A 15140-nucleotide genomic window follows, 5' to 3' on the forward strand; every position below is an offset into this window, starting at 1 on the left:
TATGAGAAATATTAAAGTAATAAAAGAAAAAATATTATTTTTTTTAGCAACTATATCGGCTGGAATATATATATTATGGCGTATATTTTTTACTTTGCCAATTGAATATGGACTAGTAGCATTAATAGTTGGGATTTTATTAGTTGTTTCAGAGGCAGTTGGGTTTTTTGAAGCATTTTCCCATTGTAAAAGTTTAAGCAAAAAAAAAGAACCTAAACTTCCTATTATAAAAAAAGAAGATTATCCACATGTAGATGTATTTATAGCAACTCATAGTGAAGATAAAAATATAATTTATAAAGTTGTAAATGGCTGTGTACACATGGATTATCCAGATAAGAATAAAGTTCATATTTATATTTGTGATGATACTAATAGAAAAGAGATGAAAGAATTAGCAAATGAATTTAATGTTGGATATTTTGGATTAATTGATAATAAGACTGCAAAAGCAGGAAATATAAATAATGCTTTAAGTAAAACTAGATCACCTCTTATAGTTACATTTGATGCTGATATGATACCAAGAAAAAAATTTTTAATGGAAACAGTTCCTTACTTTTTTTTACCTAAAATGAAAGAGGAAAATGGACAGTGGGTATATAGAAATAAAGATGAAATAGATGATAATTATAAGATAGGATTTATACAAACTCCTCAAAGTTTTTATAATGCTGATCTTTTTCAGTACAATTTATATTTGGAAAAAGATATTCCAAATGAGCAAGATTATTTTTTTAGAGAAGTTAATGTTGGAAGAAATAGAACTAATACTCCTATATATGCTGGATCTAATACAGTCATATCCAGAGAAGCATTAGAAGAAGTTGGTGGAATTGTAGAAGGAAATATAACAGAAGATTTTGCAACAGGAATTCAGATACAAAGTAAAGGATATACATGTTTTGCTATAAAAAAAGCTTTAGCAAATGGACTTGCTCCAATAGATTTTAAAAATTTGATAAAACAAAGACAAAGATGGGCTAGAGGATGTATACAAACAATAAGAAGTCTTAAATTTTTTAAGAGTAAATTAAATATAAAATCGAAATTGAGTTATATGACATGTTTTTTATATTGGTGGACATTTTTTAGAAGATTTATATATATATTATCTCCAATATTATATACAGTATTTGGATTAGTAATAGTGAAATGCACATTAAAAGAATTACTATTTATATGGCTTCCATCATATATGCTATACAATATAACTATACGAAGTTTATCTGATAATATAAGAAACCAAAAGTGGAGTAATATTATAGATACAATAATATTTCCTTATCTAATAATTCCTGTTTTTCTTGAAACAATAGGATTTAAATTGAAAAAGTTCAATGTTACAAGTAAGAAAAAAGTTGATAATAAAAATACACAATTTAAATATGCCATTCCTCATATAATTTTATTAATAGGAACATTAATTGGATTAATATATTGTATAGAAGATATGATAATTCACAAGTCATTAGGCTCAATAGTTTTAGTCTATTGGTTAGTTTTAAATAGTTATTTCCTTTTAATGGCATTAACATTTATGTTAGGTCGTGTAAATTACAGAGATCAAGAGAGATATTATGCTAAATTAGACGTTAATTTGAATTTAGATAAAGAAGTTATAAAAGGGAAAACTGTAGATATATCAGAAGGTGGAATGGCTATTGAACTTGAATATCCTTTTTATATTCCTTATAAAAAAGATATAGAAGTTGTAGTATATAATGATGATTATAAAGCACAACTTTTTGGAAAAATAGTTCATGTGGATAAATGTAACGAATTATGGAGATATAGTATTAAAATTTCAAATATGACAGAGGAAAATAAAAGAGAATATTATTGTATAGTATATGATAGACAGCCAACCTTAGCTAAGGAGATAAAATCTAATACAATAAAAGAAGTTTATAATAATATATTTAATAGAGTAAAAAGGAATAAATTATCTAATAGAAAGTTACCAAGGATATGTATAAACAAATATTTAAAAGATATAGAAGGTAATACTTTTAAAATTGAAAATTTTAATTATGAATATTTAGCTATTTCACAAGGACCGATAAAAGATCATATAGAATTAGATTTAGATGATAATTTAATTTTAAAGTGTGAACTTCAAAATATAAAAAATAAAAATTCTATATATAAAATAATTAATTTTGAAGATATAAGAGATGAAGTAAAGCTAAAAGAAAAAATTAATAATTGGATAAAATAAAGTTTAGTTAATAATATAATAATTTTAAATTATAACCATATGTTATAATTTATATTAAATATAAAAAGCGAATTTAATCCTTAGAAAAGGATAAAATATAAAAAATAAAAGTAAAACTCTTAGATTTTTAATAATATATATTTAGGATAATTATGGGAAATAAAATTCTATCAGCTTACTTTATAGTGGAAAATTTAGTTTAAAAGGAAGTTGATTTATTATGGATATAAAAATTCTTAGTTTTTTGAAAGAGGAACGTATTGTTTTTAATAATTCAAAAGTTAATTTTAAATGTTTAGAACAAGGGGTTATAAAGTATTATTATAAAATAGATAATTCTAAAATTGAAATAATCTATCTAGATAAATCAAAAGTAGATTATATAGAAGAAATCTTTAAGTATTTAAGTATCAAACCAACTAAAAAAAATATAATTTTATTTGAAGATAATGCTTTTATAGATAAATATATAAAAAATAAGCTTATAAAGAATAATTGTATAATTATATCTAAAAATAAAATGCAAGAATATTTTATTTTAAACGAAAAAATAAAAATTTTAGGATTAGAAAAAGACGGAGTTATTGATATAAGCCTTATTTTATTTGGACTATTAAAAAATGAAGAATTAGATTTTAGTTTAAATATAGATACTATAATTTTAGGAAGAGAAAAAGATAATCTAATAGGAAATTTGGTTTTAAGTATATTAAAAAGATTATCATATATAAATAAAGCTAAAGAGCTAGATTTATTTTTGTATTTAAGAAATGAATTTAATCTTCAGGATTTAACATTTATAGAAGACCCATTAAAAGAATATATAAATAACAAAGTTTGTCTTAATATAAAACAAAGAAATGGTGAAATAATTGACAATGAATTATATTTTTCATTAATTAAAATGAATTAGCGAAAATAAAGCCTTTTGGCTAGCTGAGAACTTGAAATAACTTAGCTAGTCAAAAGGCTTTTTTTAAAATATTCACTTAAATAACTTAAATAACTATTTAAAAACTTAAATAAATTGTTAAATAAAAGACAAGCTTGTAGAATTGAATTGTGGTCAGGGGGACTAATACAACAAAAGAATGTTAAAAAAAATACAAAAGGAGAGAGACTTTTAATGCTAGAAATTATCAAAAGCACATTAACAGATCAAGCAATATTAGGAGCGATATTTTCTTCAATTGCAATTATAGCACTAGGTTTTTATTTAAGAAAAAAAGAAATTATCAATTCATTAGCTTCAAAAGTTTTAACAAAAGTAGTACTTTCAGTTTCATTACCAGCATTAGCATTTACTTCATTTATGAGTAACATTGATGGTAATCAACTTAAGCAAGGACTAAATATTTTAATTTGGGGATTTGTAATTTATATAATATTAATCCCAATTTCTAAAATAATTTACATAAAAGTAAAGGGAGACAAGCAAGACGTTTATAGAGTATTAACAATATTCGGTTCAACAACTTTCTTCGGAACACCAATTGTAGCAGCAGTTTATGGTGCAGTAGGAACAATGTATGCAAATATATTTAATATAGCTTACAGAGTTTTCTTATATTCATATGCATTTATAAAGATGTCTGGAGCAAAAATGGACAAAGAAAGCTTAAAGAAAAATATGAAAGAAGTTTTCTTAAATCCAATTATATTAGCAACACTTATTGGTTTATTAATTTGGTTATTCCAAGATTCAATGCCACAAGTTAATGTTGTAGTAAAAGGAAAAGTTCAACATTTCGGATTTTTAAGAATTGACCAAACTCTTCCATGGCTTTATAAACCACTTACATACTTAAAAGCATTAGCATCACCACTTGCATGGTTATCAATTGGAGCAACTTTAGCTGAAGTTCCATTTAAGAAAGCAGTAGTTCAAAAAGATGCTTGGGGATATAGTTTAATAAAAGTTATATTAATACCAGTTATAAATATAGTTTTATTATTAATATTAAATCAAACAGGAATATTACCAGTTGCATTTGAAGCAATGGCAACAACAGTAATAATGATGGCAACTCCAACTGCAACAGTTGCAGCAGCTTATGCAATAAGCTATGACAGAGAAGCATTATTTACTTCAAACTGTTCACTTTTATCAACAGTAGTTGCAGTAATAGCAATGCCAATTTGGATAGTAATATTACAGATAATTAGCAATATGCATATATTTTAATTAAATAAATTTAGGCAAGGAGAGGAAAACATATGATTAAATTAGTTTGTTATGGAGTTAGAGAAACAGAAGTTCCTTATTTTAAAGAAATAAATAAGAAATTCGGTTATGATATAAAGTTAGTAACATTAGGATTAAATGATGAAAATGTTCAAGAAGCAATTGGAGCAGAAGCAATAATGGTTAGAGGAAATTGCAAAGCTACAAGAAGAAATTTAGAATTATTAAAAAATAATGGATTAAAATATGTTTTAACTAGAACTGTAGGATTTGATCATGTTGATTTAGAAGCAGTTAAAGATTTAGATTTAAAATGTGCTAGAGTTCCAGGTTACTCTCCAAATGCTATAGGGGAATTAGCATTATCATTAGCTATGATGTTATTAAGACATACAGCTTATACAGTTAATAACACAAGAGAAAAGAATTTTGTTGTAGATCCATTTATGTTTAGTAAAGAAGTGAGAAATTGTACTGTTGCAGTTTTAGGAGCCGGTAGAATAGGACTTACAACAGCTAAGCTTTTTAAAGGATTAGGAGCAAGAGTAATAGCTTATGATGTATTCCAAAGTGAAGAAGCAAAAAAAGTTGTAGAGTTTATGGAACTTGATGATGTTTTAAGAGAAGCAGATATAATATCAGTTCATATGCCTTACATAAAAGGTGTAAACTATCATATGATAAATGATGAGTTTATAGGAAAAATGAAAGATGGAGCTATATTAATAAATACAGCTAGAGGAGAGATTCAAGATATTGAAGCAATAATCAAAGGAATTGAATCAGGAAAATTAGGTGGATTTGGAACAGACGTATTAGAAGGTGAATCAGGAGTATTCTTTAAAGATTTAAAAGGACAAACTTTAGAAAATCCTTTATACGAAAAGTTAGTAGGTCTTTATCCAAGAGTATTAATAACTCCTCACATGGGTTCATATACAGATGAAGCTTTAACAAATATGATAGAATTTTCATATGAAAACTTACAAGAATACTTAGAAAAGGGAACTTGTAAAAATAGTATAGCGTAATTATAATAAGTAAAGAGTATATTATAAGAGAGAATATCTTGTAATGTACTCTTTCTTTGTCTATAAAATAAATTTTTATTATAAAATATAGAGGTGAAAATGAAAAGAAAAATAGACTTTGAAAAAAAAATAATAATTTGGGCAGTAGTAATTACTTTAATACCATTAGTTCTTTCCTATGGAATATTTATAAAATCAAAATTATCTGATATGAATGATGAAATAAAAGTTACTTTACAAAATGTAGGAAATTCCATTGCACAGAATCCTATGGTTCAAGACAGATTAGCAGAGGGAAAAATTAATGGAAGTATACAAAACTTAACGAAATTATATATACATGATATTAAAAATGTAAATATAATAGTTGTTGCAGATATGAAAGGAATAAAATATTCGCATTTAGATCAAAAGCAAATTGGAGATGTATTTATTGGGCAAGATAAAGCAAATGTTTTAAAACATGGTGATAGTTATTTTTCTATAATGGAAGGTTCCATGGGAGAAACTCTTAGATGGTTCCAACCAATATATAAAAATGGAAAACAAGTAGGTTTTGTTATGGTAGGCAAATATTATGATCAAATAACTCTTATGAATAATAAAACTAAGCTTAATTATTTGCTGTTATTTATAGGGGCAGTTTCTATATCTATAATAATATCTAAATTCTTTGCAAAGAAAGTTAAAAAAGAAATTTTAAATATGGAACCAGATGAAATAGCTAAGCTTTATAATGAGAAAAATATAATATTAAACTCTGTAGAAGAGGGGATAATAGGATTAGATAAAGATAATAACATAACAGAAATAAATAATAGTTGCTATAAAATAATAGAAAATTTTAATGAAAAAAAATTCATTGAAAAACTAAAAAGATACATAGAAAATAAAGAAGATTTTGAAATGAAAGAGTTTATAATTCAAGGAAAAAGAGTCTTTGTATCAATTAAATACATAAGTCAGGGAAACTATCATTTAGGAGCTGTAATAACTCTTTTTGATAATAATAATATAAATAAAATAGCAAAAGAAATAACTGGTGTAGACCAAATAATAAAAAATTTAAGAGCAAATGTACATGAATATAAAAATAATATGCATGTTATATTAGGATTAATTCATATAGGAGAATATGAAGAAGCTAAAAAATTTATAATGAAAATTCAAGAAATTCAAGAGAATAATACAAACAAATTTTCTAATATAGGAGATTATTATGTTCGTGCATTACTTTTAAGTAGAGAACTAGTAGCTAAAGAGAGAAGAGTTAATTTAGTTCTTGAGGAAGAGGCATTTTTATATTCTAAGCATGGAATAATAAATTCTTATGATATAGTAACCATTTTAGGTAATCTTATAGAAAATGCTTTTGAAGCAATGTCTACAGAAGTTTTTGTAAATCTTTTTGAGGATGAAAATTTAGTAATAGTAGAGGTTTCTGATAATGGAAAACCTATAAAAAAAGAAATTAGAGATAAGATATTTAAATCAGGAGTATCATCTAAAGGAGAAGGAAGAGGTACAGGACTTAACTTAGTTAAAAGCCGAGTTGAGCTTTATAATGGTGAGATAGAAATAAGTGAGTTCGAAGATAAAAAAATATTTACAATAACAATGTGCAAAGGAGAATAATAAATGATAAACGTATTAATAGTTGAAGATGATCCAATGGTTGCACTTATAAATAAAAAATATTTAGAAGAAATAGGTGAGATAAAAACTTTTGGACCTTTAATAACGAAAAATGAAATTTTTGATATTATAGAAAAAGAAAATATTGATTTAATAATAATGGACGTTTTTCTTCCTAAGGAAAATGGATTAGATATATTAAAAGCTTTAAGAGAAAATGGAAAAGTAACAGATGTTATTATGGTTACTGCTGCAAATACTGTTGATGAATTAAAAAAGGCATTTTCATTAGGAATAGTAGATTATTTAGTTAAACCATTTGAATTTGATAGATTTAAAGATTCAATAATAAAATATAAAAAGAAAAGAGAAATATTTTTAAAAGATAAATCCTTAAACCAAGAAGATTTAGATTATATTTTAAATCAAAGCAATAATTTAAATGGAAAAGAAAATAATTTACCTAAAGGATTAAATAAAAGAACTCTAGAAAAAATAATAGAATTTTTAGAAAGTAATAAAAATGAGATTTGGACTTTAAGAGAGTTAGCTGAAAAAATAAAAATAAGTAATGTAACAATAAAGAAGTATATGGATTACTTAGAAAATGAAAATAAATTAGAAGTTAAAATGACTTGCGGAAATATAGGAAGACCAGAATTAAAATATAAATTAAAATAATTTTTTTTGGGAGGAAAACAGAAGATGAATAAAAATTTAGTTTCTACAATTTTTGAAATTCCAGGTTATAACGTTACAGAAAGTTTAGGGCTATGTAGAGGAATAAATGTTAGATCAAGAAGTATAGTTGGAAATTTAGGCGCATCTCTTCAAACTCTTGTTGGAGGAAATATAACTATATATAGAAAGTTATGTGAAGAGTCAAGAGAGCTTGCATTTGAAGATATGATAAAACACGGAGAAGAAATGGGGGCAGATGGCATAATAGGAGTAAGATATGAATCAAATGAATTAGGGCAAGGATTATCAGAAATTTTATGTTATGGAACTGCTGTAAAATTAGAAAAGAAATAATAAATAAAACTCAGTTAAATAGAATTTAACTGAGTTTTATTTATAGTAAATGTGGTTAATAATGGTATAATATAAAAAAGGGGGATTGTTATTATGAATAATGAGAGAAAAGATGAATTAGAGAAAAAATATTTGTTTAATGAAGATATAACTTTAAATAGCTTAAAAGAATTAGAAATACAAGAAATAATTTATTTAATATTTACTACTCAAGATTTTAAAAAAGAAAATAAATTTACTGATATTGATTTAGATAATAAATTAAAGCTATTTTTCGAAGGGATAATTGATAATATTAGAGAATCAGAAGAACTATATATAGCTTATAATGTTTATACAAGATATCCACATGTGGATTATGATAAAAGAAGTTGGATTTTTTCTAAAGAAGAATATGCAGAAAATGCAAAAGATTATTTTATGCAAAATGGATTAGAACTTAAAATAAAAAAATTAGAAAAATATGATGTTTTAAATGAATTTGCAGAATTTCATAGATTAGGTATAAAAGCTGCTGTAATTGATAATGGACAATATACTGTAGATATAAAAACAGATAGTATATTAAAGCCTATAAATTATGATGGAGTAGAAAAGATTAATATACCAGTAACAAATCCAGAACTTAATTATTCTATGATGAAGTTTTTCCAAGAAATTAATTTAAAAGCTAATTATGAAGGTAAAGGACGAGTTATAAGAATTTTAGAGGAAAAAATGATGGAAGAAATCTCTAAAGGGGAATATTTAGTGCCTATGAAATTTGAAGAAAATAATATAGAGGTTGGAAAAGTAGAATTAAAAGAAGATACTAAAGTTAATTTTGCAATTTTAGAAGATTCTAAAGGAGCTTTATGGATTCCAGCATTTACTGATTGGGTTGAGTTCAAAAAATTTTATGATAAAGAAAAGTGGAATGGAAGCGTTTTAAATTATGATACATTAGTAAATATGGTACAAGATGTTAAAGGTGTAAATATAAATCCATTTGGATTAAAAGTAGAGCTAACTGAACAAAATATAAAAATAATAGAAAACTATAAAAAAAGAAAAAATTAAAAAAGAGAATTTAATAGAGAATAATAGATTAATCTTAATAACAAAGTGGCTTTTGCCACTTTTTATTTTATATTTTATATTTAATATTATTCAATATAATTATTTACTTATTAAATAATTAGTAATAAAGCTATAAAAATATAAAATGATTAATATAAATATTTTAAAGAGGAAATATTTATATTAATTTATTCTAATCCTATTAAAATAAAAAAATAAAAATTAATAGTAAAAAATTAAAAAAAAGTATTGATGAAAATATTAAACTATGGTAATATTTAGGAGAAGAAAGAAATAGGCAAATTTAGAGAAATCTAAGGACGCAAAACTATAGGGACTAAAGTTTTTACTATGTCAGCCAGTTGCCAAAGAGTATTATTACTTTTTGTAAATAAATGTATTAAACAGGATTATTATACGTTTATGTTGAAAGTTACTCTATGGAGGGTAGCTTTTTTGTGGTTAGAATATAAAGGGTAAAAATTAGTCGATTTAAATTATACCCCATATACCAAAGGTCTACAGAGAATCTGTAGGCCTTCCCCGTTTTATAAGAAATTTATGTATAAATAAGAAATAATTGAAAAAACTACTAGTATAAAGCTAGGAGGAGTTTCAATGAAAAAATGTTTTCTTATTTTAAGTATTATATTATCATTTTGCTTTATTGGATGCGGGAAAATAAATGTGTCAACTAGAACAAATATAAATGAAAAAGGGGAAGCAAAATTTATTTTAAAAGCTATATATGATGATGAAATTAAGAATCAAATTAATAATTCACTTATAGAAAAAAATATAAAAATGAATAATGTGGATATAAATAAATATACTAGCAATGGATTGAATGTTGAAGAAATAACTATTAATTTTGATAATTCAGGCAAGTTAGTAGGGGATGAAAATATTTATAAAGTTTTAGATTATAAAGTTGTAAAGAAAGATTATTTTTATGAATCCATTTATGATATTTCTATAACTATCAGTAAAAATATTTTTAATTTGAGAAATAAATATAATGAAAAATCTCAAAGAAATTACATAGATAATATTCCATATAGTAATACAATAATGTTTCCAGGAGAACTAATCAGTACTAATGCTACTGAGCATGTTAGTCCAAATGAAGTTAAGTGGAATTATAAACTAGGGCAATTAAATGATACTACTATTATGACACTTACATATAAAGTTACTACTATATGGAAGCTTATATTTATTTCGATAATAATTATATTTATTATTTTAGGCATTATAATAAGCTTACATCTTAAAAATAAGAGAAAAAGGTGTAAAAGAGCTTTAGGTTAAATTAAAAAAATCAGTTTAATATTAATATTAAACTGATTTTTATTTTATTTGAGTTAAGTTTAAAGATGAATGTTGAAATGGTAAATAAACTTTATTAAAAACTATTGGAAATTCTTTATGTTTAAATATACCTTCTTCTATTAAATAAAATTTTTTATCACAAGTTATAGGATGATTATTAGCAGTAAAATTTCCAGAAGTTGAAAACTTAATTCTAGTATTAGTAAATGAACAATCCATATAAATTTTTGTTTCTAAAAATTCTAAAATTTCATCTTTATTATTTAAATCAAGATTAAAATCTGAAATTGTTTCTATAGGAATTATAGTGAAAGTATAAGATATATACTCTTCTTTTGATTTATACCATCTGTCTACACAAACTACGGCTACTGTTTTTTGTCCAAGTATATTTAAGTAGTAATCTGATGGAGGTTCTATTCTAAGTTCTAATTCAACAGAATCAATAGATAAATCTATACATTTATATGTAGGATTACCTACTTTTTCTAATCCATTAGATTTTTTAGATTCTTTTCTTATAATATAATTCCCCTTTCCATGAATGTTTTTAACTAATCCATCGTCTATTAATAAAGAAAGGGCTTGTCTTAAAGTAGTCCTACTTACACCTAACATTTCAGCTAATTTTGGTTCAGATGGAAGACGGCTATTTTCAGGAAAAGCTTTTTCGTTTATCATTTTGAAAAGTTTATCATATACTACAACGTATCTAGGTTCTTTTTTATCTGTAATTAAATTTATACTATCCATTTATATTCACCTTTCTAAAATAAACAAGTTATATACCAGTTTTATTATAATTCTATAAGTTGATTATAATCTATTGGTAACACATAAAACAATAAAAATATAAAAAATATCTGAAAACGATTGCTAGTTTGGACAAAAAATGTTATAATAAATTAAAAATAAACAACTTAGTAGACAAGTTCTAAAGTTGTTTTATTATATTTTAGGAGGTAATGAAATGATTTATTCAGAAGGGGCGAAAGAATATCATATAGACGTAGCGAAAGGAGAAGTTGGAAGATATGTAATACTTCCAGGAGATCCAAAAAGATGTGCTAAAATTGCAAAATATTTTGATAATGCAGAACTAGTTGCAGATAATAGAGAATATGTTACTTATACAGGATATTTAGATGGAGTTAAAGTAAGTGTTACATCTACAGGAATTGGAGGACCTTCAGCTGCTATTGCTTTAGAAGAATTAGTTAATTGTGGAGCTGATACATTTATAAGAGTTGGAACTTGTGGTGGAATGCAAATGGAAGTTAAAGGTGGAGATATTGTAGTTGCTACAGGATCTATAAGAGCTGAAGGAACTTCAAGGGAATATGCACCTATAGAATATCCAGCTGTTGCAAACTTACAAATAGTAAATGCATTAGTAAAAGCAGCAGAAAATTTAAATGAAACTTATCATGTAGGTGTTGCTCAATCAAAAGATTCATTCTATGGACAACATTCACCAGAAACTAAACCAGTAAATTATGAATTAGAAAATAAATGGAATGCATGGATAAGATGTGGATGTTTAGCTTCAGAAATGGAAGGTGCAGCATTATTTATAGTAGGAAGTTACTTAAGAGTAAGAGTTGGAGCTGCATTCTTAGTTGTAGGTAATCAAGAAAGACAAAAAGCTGGACTTGACAATCCAATAGTACATGATACTGAAAGTGCAATTAAAGTTGTAATAGAAGGTATTAGAAATTTAATTAAAGAAGATAAAGAAAAAGAAAATAAACAAAAATAAATTTTACAAAAGATTTGGAGGGGAATATGATGAGTAAATATAAAAGAATATTCACTATAGTAATAGACTCACTAGGAATTGGAGAGCTAGAAGATGCAAAACAATATGGAGATGTAAATGTTGATACATTAGGACATATTGCAGAATCAGTAGATAGCTTTAACATCCCAAATTTACAAAAATTAGGATTAGCTAACTTACACAAGATAAAGCATGTTGATGCAGTTGAAAAACCATTAGGATATCAAATGAAAATGAAAGAAGCAAGTACTGGAAAAGATACAATGACTGGTCATTGGGAAATGATGGGGTTACATATTACTACACCATTCCAAACATTTACTGATACAGGTTTCCCTAAAGAACTTTTAGATGAATTAGAAAAAAGAACAGGTCATAAAATAGTAGGAAATAAAAGTGCAAGTGGAACAGCTATTTTAGATGAACTTGGAGAACATCAAATGAAAACTGGAGATATGATAGTTTATACTTCAGCAGATTCAGTTCTTCAAATTTGCGGACATGAAGAAACTTTTGGATTGGAAGAATTATATAGATGCTGTAAAATTGCAAGAGAATTAACTCTTAAACCAGAATGGATGGTAGGAAGAATAATTGCAAGACCATATGTTGGTGAAAGAAAAGGCGAATTTAAAAGAACAAGTAATAGACATGACTATGCTTTAAAACCTTATGGAAGAACAGCATTAAATGTTTTAAAAGATAATGGATACCAAGTTATTTCAGTTGGTAAAATAAAAGATATATTTGACGGAGAAGGTATAACAGAAGGAAATAGTTCAAAAAGCTCTGTACATGGAATGGAACAAACTATAGAAATTCAAGATAGAGATTTTGAAGGATTATGTTTTGTTAACCTAGTTGATTTTGATGCTCTTTGGGGACATAGAAGAAATCCACAAGGATATGCTGAAGAACTAGAGAAATTTGATGTTAAGCTTGGAGAATTCTTAAAAGGAATGAGAGAAGATGATCTAGTTATAATAACTGCAGATCATGGAAATGATCCAACTTATACAGGAACAGATCATACAAGAGAACATGTACCATTCTTAGCTTATTCACCATCAATGAAAGAAAATGGAATTTTAGAAACTGTTCCTACATTTGCAACTATAGGAGCTACTATAGCTGATAACTTTGGATTAGAAATGCCAGAAGGAACTATAGGTTCATCAATTCTTGAAAAACTTAAATAGAAAAAATTTTTTAATATAAAGAGAGTCTTAAAACTTTAAGACTCTTTTATATTTTAAAATTAAAAATATAATTTATATTGAAAAAAATTAAAAAATAATATATAAAATTATTAATTTTAAAAAAAACTTGCGTATTTATAAAAAAAGTGTTATACTAAAATAGTAGCCAATAAGGCACAGAAAAATGAAGATTGTTTTGGAATATATTTCTTTTAAAAAAAGGATTTATCATCAAAATTAAAATCTTTAAATTTAGGAGGAATATATTATGACAGATAAGACTATAGTATGTAAAGATTGTGGAAGTGAATTCGTATTTACAGTAGGAGAACAAGAATTCTACAAAGAAAAAGGATTCGATAATGACCCAGTTAGATGTGCTGATTGCAGAAGAGCAAGAAAACAACAAAACAATAGAAGATAATTAAGATTTATATATAATTTTATATTATTAAGAAGTTTAACGGATTCAGTTTGAATCCGTTTTTTTATATTAAAAATAAATAAAATAAGGTAATATAATAGTGTATAATATAATAAAAATTATTTGAAATTGGAGAAAAGATATGGATATAAATAAACTAAGTGCAGAAGAACTTTTAAGAGAGAGTTATGGAAAACAATTAAATACAAAGAAAAATATTTTAGAATATATAGAACTAAGTAAAATTCTTAAAAATGAAGAAGTTTTAGAAGAAAAAGCACAGGAAACTTATAATCTGATTTATAATAGTATTGAAAATTTAGAAGTAAAACCGAATACAAAAATGTATTTAAAGAATGCTTTAAAAAGTATGCTTGGAAAAAAAGTTAAAAATAAAGACCCTAAAGAAGAAAATAAATTTATTAAATTTTTTAAGAAGGCTTATCCAAAAGGAGAGAGAAGAAAAGATTTCACTTGGGTTTTAATGGACATAAATAAGATAACAGATGAGCAAATATGGACTACATTAACATATATAAATAAAGAAATAATAAATAGAACTACTATAATAAAAAGAGATGATAAAGAAGAAATAATAAAAATGATACAAAAAGTTGCAGATAGAAAAAATATTAAGTATATAAATAGTATAAGAAGTCTTGAGAAATTAGTATCTTTATTAAAAATAAAGATTTTAGAAAAAGACGGGAAGTTTAAAGTAGTTAGATATGAAGATAATCAAAAGAACATTGGAGGAAAATATGATAACTAAAAAGAAATTAAAAGAAGAGATAATAACATATGATGTAATAAATTATATAGAAGAGGATGGAACACATATAGAATATGTTGAAGTAACTTTAGCAGACAGAATTATAGATGTCTATATGGATACTAGAGAAGTAAATATAGGAATTCTAGTAAACAAAATATTAGAAGATAATTTATATATAGAAGAATAGAAATTTTAATATACATAAACTTTAAAATAACTAGAACTTTTAATTTTAAAAGAATTAATATAAAGATTAAAAAAATTACTGAATAAATTAAATAAAAATATAAAAGGAGGAAACTTAAAAGAAGTGTAACATCCTATGAGGGAGAATAAGATATTATACTATCTAAAATTAAGTTTCCTCCTAATTTATAATCATAATCTGATTTTGCTATTAAAGATTTTTTTAAACTCCAAGAAGCATTCCAAAGTTTAACTATATATAAATAATCATATAATTT

Annotated in this window: 15 protein-coding genes and 1 riboswitch; of the genes, 14 read left to right on the forward strand and 1 reads right to left on the reverse strand. The window is 24.7% G+C overall.

The features are described from left to right. Nucleotide 1 precedes the first annotated feature (1 nt). The 9 genes from CLTHE_RS01865 (at nucleotide 2) to CLTHE_RS01905 (ending at nucleotide 10477) form a co-directional block, all read left to right on the forward strand. Complete coding sequence (locus tag CLTHE_RS01865) at nucleotides 2–2221, forward strand: glycosyltransferase family 2 protein (protein WP_080021739.1); 2220 nt, start codon at nucleotides 2–4, stop codon at nucleotides 2219–2221. Between the two features lie 220 nt (nucleotides 2222–2441). Further along, nucleotides 2442–3134: a hypothetical protein gene (locus CLTHE_RS01870; protein ID WP_080021740.1), complete on the forward strand. Its 693-nt coding sequence runs from the start codon at nucleotides 2442–2444 to the stop codon at nucleotides 3132–3134. A 213-nt stretch (nucleotides 3135–3347) separates the two neighbouring features. Beyond that, complete coding sequence (locus CLTHE_RS01875; RefSeq protein ID WP_080021741.1) at nucleotides 3348–4406, forward strand: AEC family transporter; 1059 nt, start codon at nucleotides 3348–3350, stop codon at nucleotides 4404–4406. A gap of 32 nt (nucleotides 4407–4438) precedes the next feature. After that, nucleotides 4439–5437: a 2-hydroxyacid dehydrogenase gene (locus CLTHE_RS01880; RefSeq protein WP_080021742.1), complete on the forward strand. Its 999-nt coding sequence runs from the start codon at nucleotides 4439–4441 to the stop codon at nucleotides 5435–5437. A gap of 99 nt (nucleotides 5438–5536) precedes the next feature. After that, nucleotides 5537–7072 carry an ATP-binding protein gene (locus CLTHE_RS01885; RefSeq protein WP_080021743.1) on the forward strand — a complete coding sequence of 512 codons (1536 nt, stop codon included), beginning with the start codon at nucleotides 5537–5539 and terminating at the stop codon, nucleotides 7070–7072. Nucleotides 7073–7075: 3 nt separating this feature from the next. Next, nucleotides 7076–7753 (forward strand): response regulator, encoded by a 678-nt coding sequence (locus CLTHE_RS01890; protein WP_080021744.1) that lies wholly within the window; start codon nucleotides 7076–7078, stop codon nucleotides 7751–7753. A gap of 24 nt (nucleotides 7754–7777) precedes the next feature. Beyond that, nucleotides 7778–8107 (forward strand): YbjQ family protein, encoded by a 330-nt coding sequence (locus CLTHE_RS01895; protein ID WP_080021745.1) that lies wholly within the window; start codon nucleotides 7778–7780, stop codon nucleotides 8105–8107. A gap of 93 nt (nucleotides 8108–8200) precedes the next feature. Continuing rightward, nucleotides 8201–9166, forward strand: coding sequence for an SseB family protein (locus CLTHE_RS01900; RefSeq protein ID WP_080021746.1), 966 nt, complete (start codon nucleotides 8201–8203; stop codon nucleotides 9164–9166). A gap of 287 nt (nucleotides 9167–9453) precedes the next feature. After that, nucleotides 9454–9536, forward strand: a riboswitch (cyclic di-GMP riboswitch). Nucleotides 9537–9784: 248 nt separating this feature from the next. Further along, nucleotides 9785–10477: a hypothetical protein gene (locus CLTHE_RS01905; protein ID WP_080021747.1), complete on the forward strand. Its 693-nt coding sequence runs from the start codon at nucleotides 9785–9787 to the stop codon at nucleotides 10475–10477. A gap of 39 nt (nucleotides 10478–10516) precedes the next feature. Here the strand turns inward: CLTHE_RS01905 and CLTHE_RS01910 are convergent, their stop codons facing one another. Continuing rightward, the gene (locus CLTHE_RS01910; RefSeq protein ID WP_080021748.1) at nucleotides 10517–11251 is read right to left on the reverse strand and encodes a GntR family transcriptional regulator; all 735 of its coding nucleotides are present in this window, start codon (nucleotides 11249–11251) and stop codon (nucleotides 10517–10519) included. Between the two features lie 217 nt (nucleotides 11252–11468). Here CLTHE_RS01910 and udp point away from each other — a divergent pair, with 217 nt between their 5' ends. The 5 genes from udp (at nucleotide 11469) to CLTHE_RS01935 (ending at nucleotide 14863) form a co-directional block, all read left to right on the forward strand. Continuing rightward, nucleotides 11469–12257, forward strand: coding sequence for a uridine phosphorylase (gene udp / locus CLTHE_RS01915; RefSeq protein ID WP_080021749.1), 789 nt, complete (start codon nucleotides 11469–11471; stop codon nucleotides 12255–12257). A 29-nt stretch (nucleotides 12258–12286) separates the two neighbouring features. Then, nucleotides 12287–13477, forward strand: coding sequence for a phosphopentomutase (gene deoB / locus CLTHE_RS01920; protein ID WP_080021750.1), 1191 nt, complete (start codon nucleotides 12287–12289; stop codon nucleotides 13475–13477). 268 nt (nucleotides 13478–13745) lie between these two features. Next, on the forward strand, nucleotides 13746–13901 hold the full coding sequence (locus CLTHE_RS01925; protein ID WP_002597213.1) for a zinc-ribbon domain-containing protein: 156 nt from the start codon (nucleotides 13746–13748) through the stop codon (nucleotides 13899–13901). 142 nt (nucleotides 13902–14043) lie between these two features. Further along, a complete protein-coding gene (locus tag CLTHE_RS01930) occupies nucleotides 14044–14673 on the forward strand; it encodes a hypothetical protein (RefSeq protein WP_080021751.1) in 630 nt (209 codons plus the stop codon). Next, a complete protein-coding gene (locus CLTHE_RS01935; protein WP_080021752.1) occupies nucleotides 14663–14863 on the forward strand; it encodes a hypothetical protein in 201 nt (66 codons plus the stop codon). Before CLTHE_RS01930 ends, CLTHE_RS01935 begins: the two co-directional genes overlap by 11 nt. Nucleotides 14864–15140: the final 277 nt, after the last annotated feature.

Source organism: Clostridium thermobutyricum DSM 4928 (assembly GCF_002050515.1).
In the GTDB taxonomy this organism is placed as follows: domain Bacteria; phylum Bacillota; class Clostridia; order Clostridiales; family Clostridiaceae; genus Clostridium; species Clostridium thermobutyricum.